The 21,055-nt window shown below is 33.5% G+C and carries 19 protein-coding genes; 5 read left to right on the forward strand and 14 right to left on the reverse strand.

The window, feature by feature from the left end:
- Positions 1 to 186 precede the first annotated feature (186 nt).
- Both AC07XU_RS00735 and AC07XU_RS00740 read left to right on the forward strand, forming a co-directional pair.
- Positions 187 to 1,389, forward strand: a complete 1,203-nt coding sequence (locus tag AC07XU_RS00735) for a hypothetical protein (protein WP_494941711.1) — start codon at positions 187 to 189, stop codon at positions 1,387 to 1,389.
- 101 nt (positions 1,390 to 1,490) lie between these two features.
- Entirely contained in the window at positions 1,491 to 1,772 is a 282-nt protein-coding gene (locus tag AC07XU_RS00740; RefSeq protein ID WP_494941712.1) for a hypothetical protein, read from the forward strand.
- 61 nt (positions 1,773 to 1,833) lie between these two features.
- On the opposite strand, the gene AC07XU_RS00745 is transcribed toward AC07XU_RS00740, so the two are convergent.
- From AC07XU_RS00745 to pheT, 7 genes are all read right to left on the reverse strand, one after another.
- Positions 1,834 to 3,198, reverse strand: a complete 1,365-nt coding sequence (locus AC07XU_RS00745) for a beta-helix domain-containing protein (RefSeq protein ID WP_494941713.1) — start codon at positions 3,196 to 3,198, stop codon at positions 1,834 to 1,836.
- Between the two features lie 85 nt (positions 3,199 to 3,283).
- Positions 3,284 to 6,076 (reverse strand): TonB-dependent receptor, encoded by a 2,793-nt coding sequence (locus AC07XU_RS00750; RefSeq protein WP_494941714.1) that lies wholly within the window; start codon positions 6,074 to 6,076, stop codon positions 3,284 to 3,286.
- Positions 6,077 to 6,645: 569 nt separating this feature from the next.
- Positions 6,646 to 7,149 carry an Mpo1 family 2-hydroxy fatty acid dioxygenase gene (locus AC07XU_RS00755; protein WP_494941715.1) on the reverse strand — a complete coding sequence of 168 codons (504 nt, stop codon included), beginning with the start codon at positions 7,147 to 7,149 and terminating at the stop codon, positions 6,646 to 6,648.
- Positions 7,150 to 7,285: 136 nt separating this feature from the next.
- Complete coding sequence (rny, locus tag AC07XU_RS00760; protein WP_494941716.1) at positions 7,286 to 8,857, reverse strand: ribonuclease Y; 1,572 nt, start codon at positions 8,855 to 8,857, stop codon at positions 7,286 to 7,288.
- Positions 8,858 to 9,129: 272 nt separating this feature from the next.
- The gene (locus AC07XU_RS00765) at positions 9,130 to 9,420 is read right to left on the reverse strand and encodes a cell division protein ZapA (protein WP_494941717.1); all 291 of its coding nucleotides are present in this window, start codon (positions 9,418 to 9,420) and stop codon (positions 9,130 to 9,132) included.
- A 32-nt stretch (positions 9,421 to 9,452) separates the two neighbouring features.
- Positions 9,453 to 9,743 carry a hypothetical protein gene (locus AC07XU_RS00770; protein ID WP_494941718.1) on the reverse strand — a complete coding sequence of 97 codons (291 nt, stop codon included), beginning with the start codon at positions 9,741 to 9,743 and terminating at the stop codon, positions 9,453 to 9,455.
- A 92-nt stretch (positions 9,744 to 9,835) separates the two neighbouring features.
- Entirely contained in the window at positions 9,836 to 12,232 is a 2,397-nt protein-coding gene (pheT, locus tag AC07XU_RS00775; protein WP_494941719.1) for a phenylalanine--tRNA ligase subunit beta, read from the reverse strand.
- Between the two features lie 166 nt (positions 12,233 to 12,398).
- On the opposite strand from pheT, the gene AC07XU_RS00780 reads away from it, so the two are divergent.
- A complete protein-coding gene (locus tag AC07XU_RS00780) occupies positions 12,399 to 12,827 on the forward strand; it encodes a hypothetical protein (RefSeq protein WP_494941720.1) in 429 nt (142 codons plus the stop codon).
- On the opposite strand, the gene AC07XU_RS00785 is transcribed toward AC07XU_RS00780, so the two are convergent.
- The 7 genes from AC07XU_RS00785 to rpsT form a co-directional block, all read right to left on the reverse strand.
- Entirely contained in the window at positions 12,824 to 13,027 is a 204-nt protein-coding gene (locus AC07XU_RS00785; RefSeq protein ID WP_494941721.1) for a hypothetical protein, read from the reverse strand. The two genes, AC07XU_RS00780 and AC07XU_RS00785, sit on opposite strands and share 4 nt — an antisense overlap.
- Before the next feature lie 3 nt (positions 13,028 to 13,030).
- Positions 13,031 to 14,425 carry a radical SAM protein gene (locus AC07XU_RS00790; RefSeq protein WP_494941722.1) on the reverse strand — a complete coding sequence of 465 codons (1,395 nt, stop codon included), beginning with the start codon at positions 14,423 to 14,425 and terminating at the stop codon, positions 13,031 to 13,033.
- Positions 14,418 to 15,185, reverse strand: a complete 768-nt coding sequence (locus AC07XU_RS00795; protein WP_494941723.1) for a prolipoprotein diacylglyceryl transferase — start codon at positions 15,183 to 15,185, stop codon at positions 14,418 to 14,420. Before AC07XU_RS00795 ends, AC07XU_RS00790 begins: the two co-directional genes overlap by 8 nt.
- Before the next feature lie 9 nt (positions 15,186 to 15,194).
- Positions 15,195 to 16,031, reverse strand: a complete 837-nt coding sequence (locus AC07XU_RS00800; RefSeq protein ID WP_494941724.1) for an endonuclease/exonuclease/phosphatase family protein — start codon at positions 16,029 to 16,031, stop codon at positions 15,195 to 15,197.
- A gap of 80 nt (positions 16,032 to 16,111) precedes the next feature.
- Entirely contained in the window at positions 16,112 to 17,257 is a 1,146-nt protein-coding gene (locus tag AC07XU_RS00805; protein WP_494941725.1) for a hypothetical protein, read from the reverse strand.
- A 71-nt stretch (positions 17,258 to 17,328) separates the two neighbouring features.
- A complete protein-coding gene (gene radC / locus AC07XU_RS00810; RefSeq protein WP_494941726.1) occupies positions 17,329 to 18,027 on the reverse strand; it encodes a RadC family protein in 699 nt (232 codons plus the stop codon).
- A 238-nt stretch (positions 18,028 to 18,265) separates the two neighbouring features.
- A complete protein-coding gene (gene rpsT / locus AC07XU_RS00815) occupies positions 18,266 to 18,520 on the reverse strand; it encodes a 30S ribosomal protein S20 (RefSeq protein WP_136843686.1) in 255 nt (84 codons plus the stop codon).
- 270 nt (positions 18,521 to 18,790) lie between these two features.
- Here rpsT and purN point away from each other — a divergent pair, with 270 nt between their 5' ends.
- Positions 18,791 to 19,369 (forward strand): phosphoribosylglycinamide formyltransferase, encoded by a 579-nt coding sequence (gene purN, locus AC07XU_RS00820; protein WP_494942985.1) that lies wholly within the window; start codon positions 18,791 to 18,793, stop codon positions 19,367 to 19,369.
- A 153-nt stretch (positions 19,370 to 19,522) separates the two neighbouring features.
- Positions 19,523 to 21,049 carry a bifunctional phosphoribosylaminoimidazolecarboxamide formyltransferase/IMP cyclohydrolase gene (gene purH, locus AC07XU_RS00825; protein ID WP_494941727.1) on the forward strand — a complete coding sequence of 509 codons (1,527 nt, stop codon included), beginning with the start codon at positions 19,523 to 19,525 and terminating at the stop codon, positions 21,047 to 21,049.
- The last annotated feature ends 6 nt before the right edge of the window (positions 21,050 to 21,055 follow it).

A 21,055-nucleotide genomic window follows, 5' to 3' on the forward strand; every position in this document is an offset into this window, starting at 1 on the left:
CATCCATCGTGGCTTTTTGCTTTACTAACTAACCTAAACTTGTTATTTATTAACCAAATATTTAACACCACAAAAGTAGATTTAGGATGTTAAACTGATGTTAAGTATCAGTTATGTTAATGAAAAACTTAATATTGATTGATTGTTAATTTTAACTACATTTAATGTTAACTAAATATTAACAGCATGAAAACATTTGCCAAAAGTTTGATTGTATTTATATTGATATTGATACTTAACAACAGCAATACAAAAGCCCAACAATATGCTGTAGATTTTTATGAGCACACTTTTAATTTTACGGCAGATGAAACGGTAAATATTAGTTTTAATTCACAATTAAACAAAGAAGCAGTTTGGTCTTTTTATACAGAAATTAGCAAAAGTAATCACCAAACTCTTATCAACGCTCTTTTAAAGTATAAAACAGAATATAAACTGAATGATTGGTTGTATTATCAATTGATAAGAAAAACAGCTGAACAACTTAGTCCGAAAAGGGATAACTACAATAGATACACTTTATATAAATGGTTTTTAATGGTTAAATCTGGTTATGATGCTAAATTGGCCATAGGAAATAATCAACTCATTTTTTATGTATGTAATGATGAAGATATTTCTGACATTCCGTCCTTTACGGTTGACCAGAAAAAATACATGTGCTTAAATTACCATGATTTTGGTAAATTGTTTAATCGGGAAAGTGTGTATGTTCCTGTTAAAATCGACATTCCCCAAGCAAATCAACCGTTTAGTTATAAAGTAACAAGACTGCCAGATTTTAAGCCGGAAAATTACAGCGATAAACAAATTGAGTTTAGTTACAAACAAAAGTCTTATCATTTTAAGATCAAAATCAGTGATGAGGTCGAAAGTATTTTCACCAATTATCCAGTTGTTGATTTTGAAACTTACTTCAACATTCCTTTAAGCAGAGAAACTTATCATTCATTTATCCCAACGTTAAAGGAAAACTTAAAAAAGATGAATACAAAAAACGGAGTTGATTATTTGATGCGATTTACCAGGTATGCATTTTTGTATGAAGATGATGAAACTAATTTTGGCAAAGAAAAGCGATTATCACCTGAGCAAACATTATTAACTAAAGCAAGTGATTGCGATGATAGAGCCGCTTTATTTTTTTATTTAGTGAAAGAGATCTATAATTTACCAATGATTGCTATTTTATATCCTACTCATTTAACAATGGCTGTTGAATTTGAAAAGCCAGTTGGAGATGTAGTGGTCTACCAAGGAAAATCATATTCTGTTTGCGAACCAACACCACAAAAGCAAAAATTAAAGATTGGACAATTGTCTGCAGAATTTAAAAACACGCCCTACCAAATTGTGTATGCCTATGCCCCATCTACACTAAAATAGCATCGTCAATTTGTGTTAAATCACTCGGTTGAGTTAACATAATGATAATACTAACGAATTTCTATGCTGCCTATCTTTGGAATTATTAAAATTTGATCATTATGAAGAAAGAAAAATCGAAATCTGAAACCAAAAAAGCTAAGAAAGAACTAGAAGATAAACTTATAAGTGCGTTTACAGCCGTTGTTGCTGAATACGGAAAAGCCAAAAAAACGAAATCAATTATTGAGAAATTCGCAAAACAGTTAAGCAAAAAAGTTGAATTAGGGCTTGCTAAAGAAGTTGTTGAAGAACCAGCTCCGATAGCAAAAACTGAAGAAGTACAGGTGGAAAAAGTAGCCAAACCAAAGGCGGTTAAAAAAGCAGTAGCAAGTAAAAAATAATAAGCCAAAAAAAAATGCCGAAGTTTAAAACTTCGGCATTTTTTATATTTTGAAAGATGTATTAATAAACTTTTTGACCTGGATTAAAGTTAGTCCAGTTAGCCATCCAATTATCAGTTGCACTAAATGCGCCTCTATAGGTTACCGAGGTGAAGAAAGTAGAATTATCTGGGCTAACCCAAGTACCTGCTAAAGCTGGAGAACCAGTGTTCGGCACTAAATCTGGTGCAGTTGCATTAAATGGTGCTTTTAAGTTTGCGTCAGTAGCTGAAGCTAATGTAACAGACCCCTCTAATTCTGCTTTAGTTTTAATAGCAGCACTTGTAATTATACCTTGAGCACTTGCATCAAAAGATTGGTAAGGATTAGCTACTGCATGAACCAAATTATTTTTAAATGTTGCAGCACCTGATAAATAATCGGCTGCTGTAAATGAAGATTCGATAGAAAAACCAGCAGCTTTATAACCTAGTAATACCGAATTGTGTAATGCAAATCTAGAAGCTCTTCTGAAACGAACTGCGAAGTTGTTTGTAGAACCAACGGCATCATTACCATTAGTACCAACAAATGTAAAGTTTGATAAGATTGGTTTTGTGATTGGTGCAGATGGACCAGTTGTAGGAACAGTACCTTCATTATCACACTCAATACCATTACTCTGGTCAGCAGCATCGTAAAAGTTCGCTAATTTATAACTTACACAAAACTGCAATTTACCTGAATATCCAAAATCAAAATCGAAGTCATCATCTTTAGTACCATAAGCAACTAAATATTTACCATTTACTGTACCTCCGAAGAATTCGAAAGCATCGTCTTGTGCGTAAGAAACTTGAATATGATCTAATGTTGTAGCACTACCAACCGCATATAAACTTAACGCATTTACTTCACTGTTTGTACTAAAAGCAACACCAGCATATTCAATACGAACATACTTTAATGTTCCCGAATTATCATTACTTACCGTACCTAATCCAAAAGTACCAGTAACACCACCCTCAACAATACCTACCGAGGTTCTATTAGTTGGTGCATTACCAATTATTGTAATTCCAGCCCAATCACCAGGGTTTCTTTCTCCAACTGGTCTACCAGAGGTGAAAACGATTGGCTTATCTGCAGTACCCACCGCTTCAATTCTTGCTCCCTTATCAATAACCAAGGCTCCTTTGCTAGAAACATCACTTCTAATTATTGTACCAGCATCAATCGTTAAAACCGCTCCGCTTTGAACGTGAGTTTCACCTTTTAAAATCCAAACCCTATCATTAGTTAAAGTTTTATTTGCAGAAATATTGCTTGGAATAGTTTCTGGAGCAACTGGTTCGATAACTTCTGGTTCATCATTATTCTTATTACAGCCAGACATAATGATAGCTACGATTGAAAACGTTGCTAATAATACTTTGAAATTTTTCATATTTATTTATTATTTTTTCTTTGTACAAATTAACCATGCTACTTTAAACTTAAAGACAACGGTTGGTTAACTTATTGTTAAATAATTATTTGCCTTTAAAGTCTATGTTATAAGTGAATCCTAAAGTAAAGTTTGTTCCACTTTTATAGCTGTAAAAAACAGCATCATCAGCCCTGTTGAATTTCTTATCGTCAGGACCAAAATTTAAGAATGATACATTAGATTGGTTTAGAATATCAGAAACATTTAATTTGATTTCTCCCCTATTCTTTAACACCTTTTTTGATACTTGGAAATCGAAAATATCTCTTCCTTTTTCATAGATGTTTGGCACCGATTCATTACCAACTTTACCAATTCTATCACCTATTCTATTATAAAGTGCATTAAAGGAAAGACCTGTTTGCGTAGAATTGTACTGTATACCTGCATTAATTAAAAATGGCGATAACCCTTGTAATTGTCTTGTTTTAAAACCAGGTGTAGTAGATTTTACTTCAGACTTTAAATAAGTAAAGTTTGCGAAAGCGATAAAGTTCTCTAACCATGCTGCATCTGAAATGAAATTTAATTTTTTGCGAACATCTAACTCAAAACCATACATATATGCTTCATCGGCATTTTGATAGCTAAATTTTAAATTGTCAGCAGTTGATGTTCCATCTGTTACCTGCTCAATAGGTTTTTGGAAGTTTTTATAAAAAACTGATAAAGTTAAAGCCTCTCCAGGAGAAGGATAAAATTCATAACGAATATCTGCATTTGTATTTTGACTTCTAACCAAATCTGGGTTACCTGCAATTTGCACATTTTCTTCTTGGTTAATAAACACAAACGGTGCTAACTCTCTTAATTCAGGTCTTGTTACTGTTCTAGAACCAGACAACCGAAAATTTGCTTTTGGCGATAGTGTATAAGTTAAATTGGCAGAAGGTAGCACGTCCAAAAAGTTTTGATCATAAGAAACTCTACTTCCAGTGCTGTTTAGTGCATTTATAGTTTGGTTATAACCCTCAACTCTAGCACCCCATATTAATCTCAATTTATCAGTTAAAGTATTGTCTAACATTAAAAATCCAGCATTTAGGTCTGTTTCTCCTGTGTAACTATCCTGATTATTTGTAATTTCATCTAATACGAAACCGTTGCGAGCAATATTTGCCTCACTAAATATTAAGTCTTTTGGTAAAATTAATTTTCCGTTATCAAACTGACTAGAACTAGCTTCAGTATACAAGAATATTCTTGCATCAAACTCTCTCTTTTTAACTTGCTTTAAACCACCAACCTTAACTAAACTTTTATTATTAAGAAATGTAAATGGCATACTTAAAGCAACATTTCCACCATAATTATCTTCATTCAAGTCTGAGAAAAACCTCTTGGTATTATTATCTATTAAACTAAAAGGAGCATTTGAATTTTGGATGCTTCCATACATAATAGTTCTTAAATCAGGCTGCTCTCTTTTAATTAATGCATAATTTAAGTTCCAGTCTAATTTTAAACTTTTAGTGCCAATTTGATGCTCACCTTCTAATTGAGAACTTAATAGTGACTTTTGGTTTACTTCTGATGAGTTATACCTAATATCCGTATTCTGATTAATGAATCCTGTTCTACTAATATAGCTATCTTCAAAAGATTGGTTAAATAAGTTTTTAAAGGATATCTTGTTACGTTTAATCTTATATGAGAAATTAGCTAATCCACCTAAAGCAACATTATATCTATAGTTTAAATCTTCGTATTTATTGATGAAGTTAATCCCATCAAAGGACTCTCTTTCTGCCTGTCTTTGATTTTGTTCTCTTCTATAATTTAAAGAAATTATGCTACCAAAAGTACCTTCGTTTTTAAACTTCGCCACATTACCCCATGTAAACTGATAGTTTTGCAATGGTAAAGCTGTGCTTGTTTTATCAGCATATAAATTAGGTAAAAGGCGAGAGAATGCAAGCCTTAAATCTGTTGATGCACTATTGTATTTTGCTCTTGTAGATGGGAAATTTGTAGGCAAACTACGTGTTCCATCATCAAAACCTAAGAAATCTGTACTATTCCTTTTGTTTGAAACAAAATCTCTGAAAGTAGATTGGGTATTGTAGCCCGTAGACACAGAAAAATTAATGAATTTGCTATCAGGAATATCCTTTGTTACTACCTGAGTAACACCACCTGCGAAATCACCTGGCAAATCTGGACTAGCCGTTTTATTGATCACAATTTTGTCGATCATGTTCGACGGAATAATGTCGAATGAAAATGCTCTTCTGTCTGGCTCAGTACTTGGCAATAAAGAGTTATTTATTAAAGCTACGTTATACCTGTCAGACAAACCTCTTATCACTAAGAATTTTCCATCTTGAATACTTGCTCCACTTACTCTTTTTAATACTTCAGATGTGTTCTTATCAGGAGATTTTCTTATTTGATCTGCAGAGATACCGCTTGAAATGCGAATGCTATTTTTTTGTGCAGCATAAAGCGTATTAACAGACTCTTGCTTTACTGATGTAGTAATTACAACTTGATTGAGGGTAGAACCTGCCTCTTCTAAGCCTACATTTACAGTAGTAGTAAGTCCGTTTTTAACCTCAACATCAGTAATATTTTTTTTAGCGTAACTGATATAAGAAACTTCCAGAACATATTTTCCATTAGCTAACCCACCCAATGAAAATCTACCTTCTACATCTGTACCAACAGCTTTTGTAGTACCTGCAATTTTAACAGAAACACCAATTAGTGTTTCGCCTGTTTTACTATCTGTTACAGTTCCTGCAATTTTGCCTGTTCCTTGAGCGAAAACAGTTGCACCAACAACTACAAATAGTAGTGTTATGAATGCTTTTTTAAGAGTTAATTGTGATTTCAATTTGCCTATTTTTTGTTTAGGCAAAACTATTACCACAATGTTAGCTATATGTTAGCTACAAATTACCATTCGTTTACCATCATGTTAACTCATTGTTAAATGATAAGTTAATTTAGGTTCTGAGGTAATTTTTTCGACAACATTGTTAATCAAATGAATAAATAGCTATTAACTTAAAATTAACTTAGGCATAACGCCTCTCAATGTACCGATTGCTGATTAAGATGATGAATTTTTAGCGAAGTTTTGAAAAACCATGGTGTTACTTGTCCGGCAATTGCAGCCCCGCTTTGTAATCGCCTGCCTAACGCACAGGAAGGAGTTTATAGTATAGAGTTGCTGTTCTTCGGCGACTTTGTATGGTGCAATGCCCTAATTTTTTAGCCCCGATTGCAGTGGAAAGATTTTTTGCCCTAAGTTCCCTTTAGGGGATTTAGGGGTAAAAACTTGTAACGAAAAGCGGGACCAACATTAATAATTGTACAGGTGTTGCGCTTCAAATTATAATCAACATTTTAGCTACCTACTATTTGGTTTAGCTTAATATCATTTCAGAGCTCTACTCTAATTTAATATCTTAGTCCTACTTTTTTGCACACAAAATGCAAAAGCCAAATTGGACCAATTAAAAGAAACTTAACATCATCTAAAAACGATGGCTTTTTGCCTTCTATTTTATGACCAATAAATTGACCTACCCACGCCAAAACAAATATTGATGTATAAATTAGGTAAGCCGTTGAACTTCCTAAACCTACCATTAATTCTATTTTAACAATGATGTAACTCATTAAGCCAATAATCCAGATCATGATAAAAAATAAGACCGGAGAAAGGGTAAAATAGTAATACATAGCAAAGGCAATTAAAAAAGAAGCCCAATTTAAATAACCATTATACTGCCCTAAAAAATCTAGATGTGGAAAAGGGATTTGCCATACTAAACCCAATAAACTAAAAACAATTAGCGGAACACAAATCCAATGAATTAATTCATTAGTTTGGTTCTGGTGACTTTCTGCATATTTATCAAAAAGTATATCTACAGGGCGTTTTTGTTCAACAGTTTTCATATTGGTAATTTTACCACAGAGGCACCAAGTACACAAAGTGATGGTTAAAATTTAAGTAAATATAAAAAAAGCGTTCCGTTAAAACGGAACGCTTAAAAAAATCTGTGTAATCTTTTAAATCTGTGTAATCAATTTTTTACTTCGCAAATGCTACAGACCTAGTTTCTCTAATTACGGTAACCTTAATCTGACCAGGATAAGTCATTTCGGTTTGGATTCGGTTAGAAATATCTGCTGCTAACAATTCTGCCTGTGCATCAGTAATTCTTTCACTTTCTACAATTACACGCAACTCTCTACCTGCTTGTATCGCAAAAGTTTTCTCAACACCAGGATATGAAAGTGCCAGTTCTTCTAATTCTTTTAAACGTTTAATGTAACTTTCTACAACTTCACGACGAGCACCTGGCCTTGCACCAGAAATAGAATCGCAAGCCTGAATAATTGGAGAAATCATTGATGTCATCTCGATCTCATCATGGTGAGCTCCAATAGCATTACAGATTTCTGGATGCTCTTTATATTTTTCTGCCAATTGCATCCCTAAGATTGCGTGTGGCAATTCAGGATTATCATCAGGCACTTTACCTATATCATGTAACAAACCAGCACGTTTAGCCATTTTCGCATTTAAGCCAAGCTCAGCCGCCATGGTTGCACAAAAATTAGCTACCTCACGAGAGTGATGTAATAAATTTTGTCCGTATGATGAACGGTAACGCATACGCCCAACCATTCTAATCAATTCTGGATGCAAACCGTGTATACCCAAATCAATTACTGTACGTTCACCAATTTCTACAATCTCATCTTCAATTTGTTTTTTGGTCTTGGCAACCACCTCTTCAATACGAGCTGGGTGAATACGACCATCGGTAACCAAACGGTGTAAAGCCAAACGAGCAATCTCACGTCTTACCGGATCAAAACCAGATAAAATAATGGCTTCTGGGGTATCATCAACTATAATTTCAATTCCAGTTGCAGCTTCTAATGCACGGATATTTCTTCCCTCTCTACCAATAACACGACCTTTAATTTCATCGCTATCAATATGGAAAATAGAAACTGAATTCTCAATTGCAGCTTCTGAAGCAGTACGCTGTATGGTTTGGATAACCACTTTCTTGGCTTCTTTACTAGCTGTTAATTTGGCCTCATCAACAATATCTTTAACCTGCATCATGGCTTGAGAGCGAGCTTCGCTCTTCATGTTCTCTACCAATTGATTTTTAGCTTCTTCGGCGCTCAGTCCTGCAATAGTTTCTAATTGTTTTACATGCTGATTTTTTAACAAATCAACTTCTTCTTGTTTTTTAACGGCAAGAGCAGTTTGTTTTTCTAAATTAGATTTATGGGTATCTAACTCTTGTTCTTTACGGTTAAGGTTTTCTAATTTAGAATTTAATGATTGCTCTTTTTGTTTAATGCTATTTTCACGTTGATTGATTTCATTGTTACGTGAATTTACATGCTGCTCATGCTCAGCTTTTAACTGTAAAAACTTCTCTTTCGCTTCAAGTAATCTATCTTTTTTTAAAATTTCTGCATTACTTTCTGCATCTCTTAATATTTTTTTCGCTTTGTTTTGAGCAGCTATTTCTTGCTGTTTCAAAAGATTGCGCAGTAGGTATCTTCCTATTACTATACCTAAGGCTAAGCTGGCTAAAACTCCTCCAATTATACCTGCTATGTCTATTATGTCCATTTTTTGATTTGTTTAAATTTTTCTTTATTTATGATCAAGCTGCCATAATTTGTTATTGTATTGTAATTGACAATCATGGCGGTTGTTTTAAATAAAAAAACCGTAACTAAATATTTATGAATCATGTGTAGGTTGATGATCTCACAGCACAGCTGAAAGATTTTAAACTACAAATATTGAAACATAAAAACTTAGCCACGGCCAAATTTTATTAGCTATATAACTCGAATAAAATGAATTTATCTTTATCCAAATTATTTATAAAGAACGTTTTATTTAGAGAAAAACCCTTTTAATAAACTATCTAATTCTTCAACTTTATCGGCAACTGCAGTATCTTGATTCTGCACCTTATACTCTGTTCTCAAAACCGCTGTTGCATAATGCAACACCGCCATCGAGAGCAAATCTTGCTTATCTCTAACCGCATAATTTTCTTGGTAGTCTTTTATACGCTCGTTGATAATCTTAGCCGCTCGTCTAACAATTTCTTCTTCTTCCATATTCACCTTTAGCGGGTAAATACGGTCGGAGATAGTTATTTTAATAGAGATTTCTCCCATTTTTTAGCTTTGTTTCAATTTTTTGATGTTACTTATTTTTTAAGCAACACTACACACTTATCAATCTCCCGCACAAATTCGTTAATTTTTTGCTTTATATCAAGTGTCTTTTCACTTGTTCCCTCAATACTTTTAGCTAATTTAAGTACTCTTAGCTTTTCATCAAGATCATTATGCTTTATTTTAGCAGTTTCTAAAGCTGCTTTTGTTTGTTCATTTTCTTTTTTTAATAAGTCATTTTCTTCTTGCAAAGCATTGCAAAGCTCAATTAAGCGAGCTGTTTTATGAATTACACTATCTAATTGTTCTGCAATTGATGACATTATTAAATTTAATTTTGAATGAGCGAATTTTAAATGAGAGAATGAATGCTAAAACTCAATAATTCTATCCCTCAATTATTCTGTCATTTCTTTTATCGTATTTCTGCTTTCGCAGTTTGGGCTAAGTTAGCGATAATCTTTTGCATAATTGCATCAATTTGCTTGTCAGTTAAAGTTTGTTCTTCATCCTGTAAAGTAAAGTTTAATGCATAAGATTTTTTGCCTTCAGGTAATTTATCACCCTCAAAAACATCAAATATTTGTACTTCTTTTAATAGCTTTTTCTCGGTTTTAAAGGCAATAGATTTCAGCTGATCAAAAGTTGTTTCTTTATCAACCAACATAGAAAGATCTCGTCTTACTGCCGGATATTTAGCTACTTCTTTATTTACAATTTTATTTTTGCGGATGGCATCCAACATATATGCCCAATCGAAATCTGCATAGAAAACATCCTTATCAACCCCAGTTTGTTTTTTATCTGCTGCAGTAACTGCGCCATAAGTTACCAAAGTCTGGTTTCCCCTAAAATACCTTAAACCAAAAGCAAACTCATCATTTTTAATTTCTTCTGTTTGGAAATTAGCTAAACCTAAACGACCCAAAATGCCATCAACCGCAGCTTTTAAATTATAAAAATTTGATGGTGTTGAAACCTGGTTCCATTGCTCAGTTTGTTTTGCTCCGCTAATTAAAACCAACAAGCGAGGTCTTTCTATGTATTGCTCGCCAATTAAATGATAAGTTTTACCAAATTCATATAACTTTAAATCGATATTTCTTCTGTTTTGGTTGTAGGCAACACTTTCTAAAGCGGGCTGCAATAAACTTTGGCGCATTACATTTAAATCAGAACTTAGTGGATTTAAAATCTGTACTGCTTCATCGGGATTTTTAGAAAATGATGAGCGGGTTAAAGAGTTACACCAAACTTCTAAAAAGCCATTTGCAGTTAGCATATCGGCTATTAGATTTTGTACATTTTCTTTATTCGGCTTTGCCGTATAAGCCAAAGACGCGTTAACTTTTGTTGGGATATGGATATTATTGTAACCATAAATACGCAAAACCTCTTCAGTTACATCACACTCACGGGTAACATCAACCTTATAAGCCGGAACTTTTAAACTTAAGCTTTCTGCTGTTTCTGCAAAAACTTCAATTCCTAAAGCTAAAATGATCGCCTTAATTTCTTCAGCAGCAATTTCTTGTCCTATGAGTTTTACAATATTGGCATAGCTAACCTCAACATCAAAAGGTTTAGATTTAACTGGATAAATATCAGAAACTGATGAAGAAATTTCTCCACCAGCAGTTTCCTTAATTAATAATGCAGCTCTTTGCAAAGCGATTACCGTAACTTCTGGATCAGTTCCACGTTCAAACCTAAAAGAGGCATCTGTTTTAAGGTTATGTCTTTTAGAAGTTTTACGCACACTAACCGAATCGAAATAAGCACTTTCTAAAAAGACATTAGTTGTTTCATCATTAACGCCCGAAGTTTTACCGCCAAAAACACCAGCAATACACATCGGTTCATCTGCATTGCAAATCATCAAATCATCTGCAGAAAGTTTACGCTCTACACCATCTAAGGTTACAAAAGGTGTGCCTTCATCGCATTTCTTAACTATAACTTGTTTTCCTTTAATTTGGTCTGCATCAAAAGCATGCAAAGGTTGCCCAAGCTCATGCAAAACGTAATTGGTTACATCCACAATATTGTTTATCGGGCGTATGCCGATAACTTTCAATTTATCTTTTAACCAATCTGGTGATGATTGTACTTTTACACCACTTATTGTAACACTGCTGTAACGTTTACAAGCTAAGTTATCTTCAACTTTTACGGCAATTGTTAAATTCTCATTATCAATTTTAAATCCAGATACATCTGGCATTTGGTAAGGGATTCTTAAATAAGCGGCCAAATCTCTAGCTACACCTAAATGAGAGGCTGCATCTGCTCGGTTTGGGGTTAATCCAATTTCGAACATGAAATCATCTTCCATTTTAAAATAGCTTTTAGCTGCAATGCCAACAGGTGTGTCTGCTGGTAAAACCATAATGCCAGCATGCGAATCGCCTAAACCAATTTCATCTTCGGCACAAATCATCCCTTCAGAAACTTCGCCCCTAATTTTAGATTTATTGATTTGAAAAGGTTCGCCGGTATTTGGATAAACCATTGTACCTACAGTTGCTACTACAACTTTTTGACCTGCTGATACATTTGATGCTCCACAAACAATTTGCAAATTTTCGCCAGTCCCAACATCAACTTTAGTTACACGTAAACGATCTGCATTTGGGTGTTGCTCGCATGAAATTACGTAGCCAATTACTAAGCCTTCTAAACCACCAACAATTGACTGTACTTTTTCCAAGCTTTCTACTTCTAAACCAATATCGGTTAAGATTAAAGAAATTTCTTGCGGAGTTTTATCGGTTTGTATAAATTGTTTAAGCCAACTATATGATATTTTCATTTTTTGAGATATGAGATGTGAGATATGAGATATGAGATAAAACCCTCAAACTCATAAGACACAAATTTTGTAAAACGCAAAGATATATTTTAAAGCCGAAAGCAAAAAGCCGTTGTGCAAACAAAGTGCTGTTTGTTTTGTATATAGTTATATAACATTCTTTGATATGAAATCTCTAGTTACTCTTTTAATGATCTGCATTTACACAATGCCTCTGTACGCTCAAGATGTAAATTACAAAACTATTGAAGGTACTTGGGATTATAAAAGTCCGAAGGGTAAAACGAAATTGAATTATAAGTTTGCTGAGGATAATAAATTTACAAGTATTACTGAGCGAAAAGAAACTGAAACCTTGATGGATGGCAGCTATATTTTCGATAAAATTGGAAATCAAGACCGCTTAATCATTAGCCATACACCCAAAGAAGATGGCACAAAAACCATCACATCATATTATCTGATTAAATTTATGGGAACAGACTCGCTAAAAACCCAGCATGTAAATAACAAACAAGTAAAATGGCTTAGGGAAACATCGAAAAATACAATGGTTTTTGTAAGGAAAAAGGATGAAGGTAAAAAGAAAGATTAATGCATCCCACCTAAACTTCCTAAAATTGCTGCACAAGCGCCAACGCCTATAACTAACATTACTACAGAAATTATTAGCAATCTTAATGCAGGTTTTAAGGGCAAGTTATTGCTAGACTTTACAATCAACATCACTAAACCAATTAAAAAAATGATAGCTACTGCTATCCAATAAATTATACTTATAACAGCCAAACCCATATGCTAATTTAAGTTTAATTTTTCTCTTATTCCATCAATTTTTTGATCTCGATAAAAAATATTCATCGTTTCGAATGGAACAATTTTATACTTATCGCTCACAATATGCACACAAGATTTTTTTACCGCACGTACATCAAAATCTAAAGGATCCATAAAATTCATGATAATGATGCGAAATAAATTATCATAACTCAAATTATCAGATTTAACTCTTGGCAAACAACACATCAATTCGCCAAATGTATCTTCTGCACAATCTACCGAAACGCCGGTGCTAAATAAATTAAGCATATGTTCCTTTAACTTTTCATCATGCTCAAAAACGATGGTATTTTTAGAGTTATTCAATAAATCTTCAGGATTAATCAAATGTGTCATCGGTATCACTTCATCGCCAATTTTTAACGCATAAGCCATACATAAAGCATCTGGATTACAAGGAACAGGAATTAAATCTTGAGGAGTAAATATTGGATGCTGCTCATAAATTTTTCTCCTTACCTCTGTTAGCGTTATTCTTCCATGTTGGTCATTATAATCATCATTTCTACCTGCAACTTGTGTTGGCTGAAAAGTTACCCCTCTAACACATTTTTGCTTGAGCGCATAAGCTAATATCGCACCTATCTCGTGGTCATTTAATCCATTTTGTAAAGTAACCACTAATGTTGTTGATACATTAAATTGATTAAGATGCTCAATTGCTTTGCGCCTTACCTCAGTTAAATCTTCACCTCTTAATTTTGTCAAAACATCAGCGCTAAAACTATCGAACTGCAAATAAATTTCAAAATCTGGCATGTAAGTCGCCAATTTTTTAACAAAGTTGATATCTTTTGCAATGCGGATACCATTGGTATTTACCATTAAATGTTTAATGGGCTTTGTTTTGGCCAAATCTAAAATCTTAAAAAAGTCAGGATGTACAGTTGGTTCACCACCAGAGAGTTGCACAACATCCGGCTCACCTTCATTAACTACAACCACATCCATCATTCGTTCAATTTCCTCTAAAGTTCTGTGTCTACCATAATTTGGGGATGACATGGCGTAACAGGTAGGACAAGCTAAATTGCATCGATCAGTAACTTCAATAACCGTTAAGCATGAATGTTGTTCGTGGTCGGTACATAAACCGCAATCGTACGGACAACCATAATGCACTTTTGTATTAAATTTTAAAGGAATTTCTGATTGCTTATTGTAATTTCTGATTTGTTTGTAATACTCAACGTCATCAGCAATCATCACTTTACTATCTCCGTGCACTTTGCAATGCTTAAGCATAAATACTTTGGCATCTTGAAAAACTATTTTTGCATCGCAAAGCATCAAACATTCTGGACACAAGCTTTTAGTGTAGTCGTAATAAATATAATCTCTCGTGTTAGCCATAAGTTTGCTTATTAGTTAAAATTTGTATTATTAACCTGGGTATGAATTTATAATAATACAAAAAAATTAATATCGCCGACCAATGTATGCTACTTAAATTAAAAAATAATGGCTGATAAGGTTTGATAAACTCAACTAAAAATCGGTAAAGAAAATACAAAACCATAAAAAGTTTAAACCGGTCACCGTTAATCAAATCTTTGTTTTTAATTGCTTGAAATAGTAAAAGAAGTGTAACTATATAAATCATTTCATACAGCGCAACAGGATGTCTTTTAATACCGTCGCCCAAATCCATTGCCATAAAAAAATTAGTTTTTACGCCAAATGTAGGTTCTTCAACTCCCATTAATAAGCAACCAATTCTTCCTATAAATAAGGCAACAAGAATTGGCACTACATACAAATCGCCAGAAGCAACTCTTACCCCAATAAATTTCTTGATAATTTCTACACCAAGTAAGCCTCCAAGCAAACCACCTGCAATGGTTTTACTGGCATACAAAGTCATAAAAGTGATTTCGCTGAGTTGGCCTGGCGTTTCTAAAATAGCTACTAATCTAGAGCCGATAAGTGCACCAAGCATTGCACCAAGCATAATCCAAAGTCTATTCTCATCAGAGATAGGATCTTTAACCTTTTTCTTTAAAAAATAATAAACTCTTACACCAATTATAAAAGCTAACGTTTCTAAGATATAATGATAATGGTAATACTGTCCATTAATCGAAAACTGTACAGGAAAGCTAATCAAACTCAAAACTTCGAGTTAAAACATCAACCTTACAAATACGGGCAAGTGATCAGAATAATAGCGTTGATCTTTACTATCAGACAATACCGCATATTTTTGAACCTTGAATGCCTTATTTACAAAAATATAATCAATCCTGTTTTTCAAAGGACTATCCCACTTAAACGCATTGAAAGTTCCATCTGGGCCATAAGGTGGCTCTATAGAAACTTCTTTGCTATCTGTTAGAAATGATTTAATGGTTGCTATAGCTTCAGTTTCTGGAGTTACATTTAAATCGCCAGTAAAAACAACAGGCAATTTTGGAGCAATTTCTTGAATTTTCTGCTTAAGCAATTTCGCTGATTCTATTCTGGCCTGTACGCCAACATGATCATAATGTGTATTGAAAACTAAAAACTCCTTCTTGTTAGATTTATCATACAATCTCACCCAAGAGCAAACTCTGTTTAAAGCCGCATCCCAGCCTTTACTCGGCACATCTGGAGTTGTTGAAAGCCAAAAAGTACCGCCATCTTTTTTTGTAAAACGATTTTTATTATAATAAACTGCTGAAAATTCTCCTTTGCGTTTTCCGTCATCTCTGCCCACACCAACCACATCAAAATCAGTTCCTTCAGCAATATAATCAAACTGCTCTGGTAAAGCTTCTTGTACACATAAAATATCTGCATCATAAAATTTTACAAGGGCTTTCACATTATCTTTTCTATTTGGCCATGCATTTACTCCATCTGATGATGTATTTAACCTAATGTTATAAGAGATAATATTGATAGGCTGATTTTTTTGCGCATTTGTTACTGAAATAATTGACAGGCAAACGTAGACAACGAATAGGAACTTTTTCATATGGCTAAAATACAAATTCTGATATTAAATAACTGTAAAGAAATGATTGTATTAAAGATGAAATAAAATAACGAACCAAATTATTTGTTTGAATTTTTTGCTCTGATGATATACAAACCAGCATTTTTATTTACTTGAATAATGTTGTCCAAACTATCCGAAAAACCGCCCAAATTTAATTCGTAAGCTAAAAAAGCAACTTTGTTATTTTTCCTAAATTTCTTGGGCAACTCGTACAAATACATCTCATTTTCACAGTTAAAATCAGTACTTTTTTGTAGCGCTTGTTCTTTAAAATAGAGCTTGTCGTTATGGTAAGTTAACTGAAAGTAAGCGGTATTTAAAAATGTAGGATAAACCCAATTTGGCAAACTAAGATAACTTCCTGTAAAATGATAGCCGTGTTTTTTATGGGCAACTATCTTAACATCATTATCACTTTGATAAGCTAATTTTTGTTCTTTTAATACCTGCGTGTAATTGGTTTTCAAATATTCATCGTCAATTTTTTCACTTACTTGATTGGTCGAATATGTACCATTTCTATTCTCTTTGAGTACAATCAATCTTTTATTGGCAAACTTTGCAGGGAATTTTTCAAAATCCCTCTGCCCAATGGTGGTATTATTAAATCTATAGTCGCCTTTTTGAGAAAAGAGCAAAATCCATTCATTATTAATCTTAAAATACATTGGGTAAAAATCGCTCTCTAAGTCGATATTCTCATCGCTACCATAAATAACCAATTCAGCATTTTGGTAATAATTTTCGAAGATGACTTTGAAATCTGCGTTACTCATTTCATTTTTAGCATTTTGTACTTTAGAGAATGGATAAAAAATCAGCTTTTCTCCCGAAAAATCGTACACACCCTTTTCTACAAAAACATAAGGTGTAAAATTTGCGAAGGTAAATACAGAAGTATATTTCTCTGCTAATAAATCATCAGCAAACATCACATTTCCTCGAGCATTAACTTTTGTTAATCCTTTTTTATTGCTGAGATAAAATTCATTTTTAAAACCATCAAACAATATCGGAAAATCACCAGCAACGGGTACAATTTCGTATTTTTTTGATCGAGAAGTATCTTTCAAGCCTTTAGCATTTTTATAAGCACTTGGCATAAAAACATCAGCTGTGCTTAGGTTTACCAAACTACATTTTTCTATAAAAAGCAAAATTAAAATGGTAAGCACAACAAGTGCGATGATTGTTTTCTTCATTCAATTATATAATCATTAACGCTTCTGATCGGTAAAATTTTTATGCTTTGTTAATAAGCATTTTGATCAATTTACATTAAACTTTCATCAGCCATGCTCAAATACGAATGATCGGTAATAATTAGATGATCGTAAATTGGAATTTCTAATAACAAACCAGATTGAACCATTTTTTTTGTTAACGAAATATCTGCGGCACTTGCCTTTAAATTACCAGAGGGATGGTTGTGTGCCAATACAATATGAGCAGCATTATGCTCAATTGCAATTTTGAAGATTATTTTTGGATCTGCCACTGTACCAGACAGCCCACCTTTGCTTACAAACTGTTTACTGATTACAAAATTTGCTCTATTGAGTAGTAAAATCCAAAACTCCTCATGCTGAAGATCTTCTAACTCAGGTTTAAGTTGATGGTAAGCATCTAGCGATGAAGTAATTTTAAGCGCCCCTTCTTTTTCGGTTTCTTTTCTTCTTCTACCCAATTCTAACGCCGCAACTATCGAAATTGCTTTAGCCTCACCTATTCCCTTAAATTTTGAAAGTTCATTTACACTTAACTTCGCAACTTTAGCTAAATCGTTATTATAGAAATTAAGAATACGTTTGCTTAAATCAACAGCGGTTTCTGTGCGGTTACCAGAGCTTATCAAAATGGCAATAAGCTCAGCATCGGTTAACTGTCTTCGCCCTTGTAAAAGCAGTTTTTCACGTGGTCTATCGGCTTCTGCCCAAGCTTTTATGCCTAATTTTTGATCGTAATTATCCATCCCATTTTTTTTAAAAAATACCAATCGGGATGGATTGATTGACTAATATAGAAATAGTATTAAATAAAACAATAAATTAAATGTTGATGATTTAAAGATTGGTAAAGAGAAATAAAATAAGTTTTTTTTGTATATGCTTCTTTCCTTACTATAAATCCAGAAAATATTATAAAAATATAAACACAAAAAAAACGGTATCGCTAAAAGCAATACCGTTTAAATATCGAGAAAAAACCGACTATTTTAAACCGTTAACGAATTTCGTTAATTTAGATTTATTGTTAGCAGCTTTGTTTTTGTGAATTACGTTTTTCTTAGCTAAACGATCTAACATCGAAATTACTTTTGGTAATAACTCAGTACCAGTTTTTTTATCTTCAGCAGCACGTAATCTCTTGATGAAAGTACGAGTAGTTTTTGCTTGATATCTGTTACGTAGACGTTTTGTCGCGTTTGCTCTAATTCTTTTTAAAGACGATTTATGATTTGCCATTATTGTTTAGCCTTTTATATCTTCTGTGTTTACTATTTTTCGGACTGCAAATATAGAGTTAATGTTTTTAAAATGCAAAATGCTTTTGAAAATATTTTTATATTATTTAACAAAAGGCTAAAAACTTGCTTTACAGTAGTTAAAATACTATAAACTCCACCTGCTAATGTTATCAAATATACTTTAAATGACGAGCAATATTGCATAAAATCACGAAAACTCTTTCATTAAAAAGGTAAAATGCTATTTTTGAAAAAAAGATTAAGCATTTTGAAGAAACGTATCGCAATTTTTGCATCGGGCTCAGGTTCTAATGCCCAAAAATTAATGGAGCATTTTAAACGCAACACAGAGGTGGAAGTTGCCTTGGTTTTAACCAATAACCCTGATGCATATGTGCTTCAACGTGCTGATAGCTTCGAAATACCATCGCATATTTTTGATAAACACGAGTTTTATAAAACCGAAAACATCATTGATTTACTAAAAAATCTTGATATCGATTTAATAGTGCTTGCTGGTTTTTTATGGTTAATCCCTCAAAACCTGCTGCAAGAATATCCAGGCAGAATTATCAATATCCACCCTGCAATTTTACCTAAATTTGGTGGCAAAGGCATGTATGGCGACCATGTACACAAAGCAGTTATGGCCGCTGGCGAACAAGAGGGTGGTATAACCATCCACTATGTGAATGAAAATTACGATGAGGGTGAATACATCTATCAGGCTAAATATCGTATTGATAAAGGCGATAATTTAGAGATGGTAAAATTTAAAGGGCAACAATTGGAGCATTTACATTATCCACGTATTGTTGAAAGCATTATTAAAAAGATTAAGAAGTAAAAAAGGTCAGAAAAGTCGGAAGTCAGAAAGTCCGAAAGGCAAACCATCTTGCCTCTTACATTTTACATCTTAAATTTCTTCATTTTTATTTAAAAAACCTCCTCAAAAAACGATCTCGTTTTCTTACCTTTGCGGCTTAAAACAACACCCTTCATGAGTCAGCAAGTAAAGATCAAAAACGCTTTAATTTCAGTTTATTACAAAGATGGTTTAGCACCACTTGTTCAATATCTAGCCCAACAAGGCGTAACGCTATATTCTACTGGCGGTACAGAACAGTTTATTAAAGATTTAAATCTGCCTGTAGTTGCTGTTGAAGACTTAACTGGCTACCCTTCTATTTTGGGCGGACGAGTAAAAACTTTGCATCCTAAAGTTTTTGGTGGAATTTTAAACCGCAGAAGTTTACCCGGCGATCAAGAGCAAATTGCACAATACGAAATCCCTGAGATTGACTTAGTTATTGTAGATCTCTATCCTTTTGAAGAAACTGTAAAAGCTGGTGGTACAGATACAGAAATTATTGAGAAAATTGATATCGGTGGTATTTCTTTAATTAGAGCTGCCGCGAAAAACTTTAATGACGTGGTAATCATTGCGTCAAAAGACGATTATGGAACTTTACTAGCAGAATTACAAAACCAGGATGGCGCTACAACTTTAGCTCAACGTAAATCGTATGCTAAAAAAGCTTTCCACACTTCTTCTCATTATGATACAGCAATCTTCAATTATTTTAATGCCGAAGAACCATTAAACGTTTTTAAACACAGTGTAAAACAAGCACAAACTTTACGTTATGGCGAAAACCCTCATCAGCAAGGTACTTTTTATGGCAATTTAGATGAGATGTTTACCAAATTAAATGGTAAAGAATTAAGCTATAATAATTTGGTAGATGTGGATGCAGCAGTGGCCTTAATTGATGAATTTACTGAACCAACTTTCGCCATTTTAAAACACACCAACGCTTGCGGTTTAGCATCGAGATCAACTGTTTTACAAGCTTGGAAAGATGCTTTGGCATGTGACCCAGTTTCTGCTTTTGGTGGCGTTTTAATTACCAACCAAGAAGTTGATTTGGCCACAGCTCAAGAAATTAATAATTTATTTTTCGAAGTTTTAATTGCTCCATCTTACCAACCAGAGGCTGTAGAATTGTTTAAAGCAAAGAAAAACAGAGTGATTTTACAACGTAATGAAGTTGAATTGAGTAAAAAACAATTTAAAACTTTATTGAACGGTGTGATTGAACAAGATAAAGATTTAAGCTTAGAAGGTGCTGAGCAAATGAAAACAGTTACCGAAAAAGCGCCAAGCGAAGCTTCGATACAAGATTTAATTTTCGCAAATAAAATTGTAAAACACACCAAATCTAATACCATCGTTTTTGTTAAAGACAATGTTTTAATTGCAAGTGGCGTCGGACAAACATCAAGAGTTGATGCCTTAAAACAAGCTGTAGTTAAAGCAGAAGCATTTGGTTTTAGCTTAAAAGACGCTGTGATGGCTTCAGATGCTTTTTTCCCTTTCCCTGATTGCGTTGAACTAGCGGCAGAGGCGGGAATTATTGCAGTGCTACAACCAGGTGGCTCAATTAAAGATCAAGACTCAATTGACATGTGTAATGCAAAAGGTATTGCTATGGTAACAACTGGAGTGAGACATTTTAAACACTAGGAAAGT

The organism is Pedobacter sp. GW456-11-11-14-TSB4 (genome assembly GCF_059424425.1).

Bases quoted from the DNA above. Each gene is read 5' to 3' on its own strand.
- AC07XU_RS00735 (WP_494941711.1), top strand. From the start codon at position 187: ATGAAAACATTTGCCAAAAGTTTGATTGTATTTATATTGATATTGATA.
- AC07XU_RS00740 (WP_494941712.1), top strand. From the start codon at position 1,491: ATGAAGAAAGAAAAATCGAAATCTGAAACCAAAAAAGCTAAGAAAGAA.
- AC07XU_RS00745 (WP_494941713.1), bottom strand. From the start codon at position 3,198: ATGAAAAATTTCAAAGTATTATTAGCAACGTTTTCAATCGTAGCTATC.
- AC07XU_RS00755 (WP_494941715.1), bottom strand. From the start codon at position 7,149: ATGAAAACTGTTGAACAAAAACGCCCTGTAGATATACTTTTTGATAAA.
- rny (WP_494941716.1), bottom strand. From the start codon at position 8,857: ATGGACATAATAGACATAGCAGGTATAATTGGAGGAGTTTTAGCCAGC.
- AC07XU_RS00765 (WP_494941717.1), bottom strand. From the start codon at position 9,420: ATGGGAGAAATCTCTATTAAAATAACTATCTCCGACCGTATTTACCCG.
- AC07XU_RS00770 (WP_494941718.1), bottom strand. From the start codon at position 9,743: ATGTCATCAATTGCAGAACAATTAGATAGTGTAATTCATAAAACAGCT.
- pheT (WP_494941719.1), bottom strand. From the start codon at position 12,232: ATGAAAATATCATATAGTTGGCTTAAACAATTTATACAAACCGATAAA.
- AC07XU_RS00780 (WP_494941720.1), top strand. From the start codon at position 12,399: ATGAAATCTCTAGTTACTCTTTTAATGATCTGCATTTACACAATGCCT.
- AC07XU_RS00785 (WP_494941721.1), bottom strand. From the start codon at position 13,027: ATGGGTTTGGCTGTTATAAGTATAATTTATTGGATAGCAGTAGCTATC.
- AC07XU_RS00790 (WP_494941722.1), bottom strand. From the start codon at position 14,425: ATGGCTAACACGAGAGATTATATTTATTACGACTACACTAAAAGCTTG.
- AC07XU_RS00800 (WP_494941724.1), bottom strand. From the start codon at position 16,031: ATGAAAAAGTTCCTATTCGTTGTCTACGTTTGCCTGTCAATTATTTCA.
- AC07XU_RS00805 (WP_494941725.1), bottom strand. From the start codon at position 17,257: ATGAAGAAAACAATCATCGCACTTGTTGTGCTTACCATTTTAATTTTG.
- radC (WP_494941726.1), bottom strand. From the start codon at position 18,027: ATGGATAATTACGATCAAAAATTAGGCATAAAAGCTTGGGCAGAAGCC.
- rpsT (WP_136843686.1), bottom strand. From the start codon at position 18,520: ATGGCAAATCATAAATCGTCTTTAAAAAGAATTAGAGCAAACGCGACA.
- purH (WP_494941727.1), top strand. From the start codon at position 19,523: ATGAGTCAGCAAGTAAAGATCAAAAACGCTTTAATTTCAGTTTATTAC.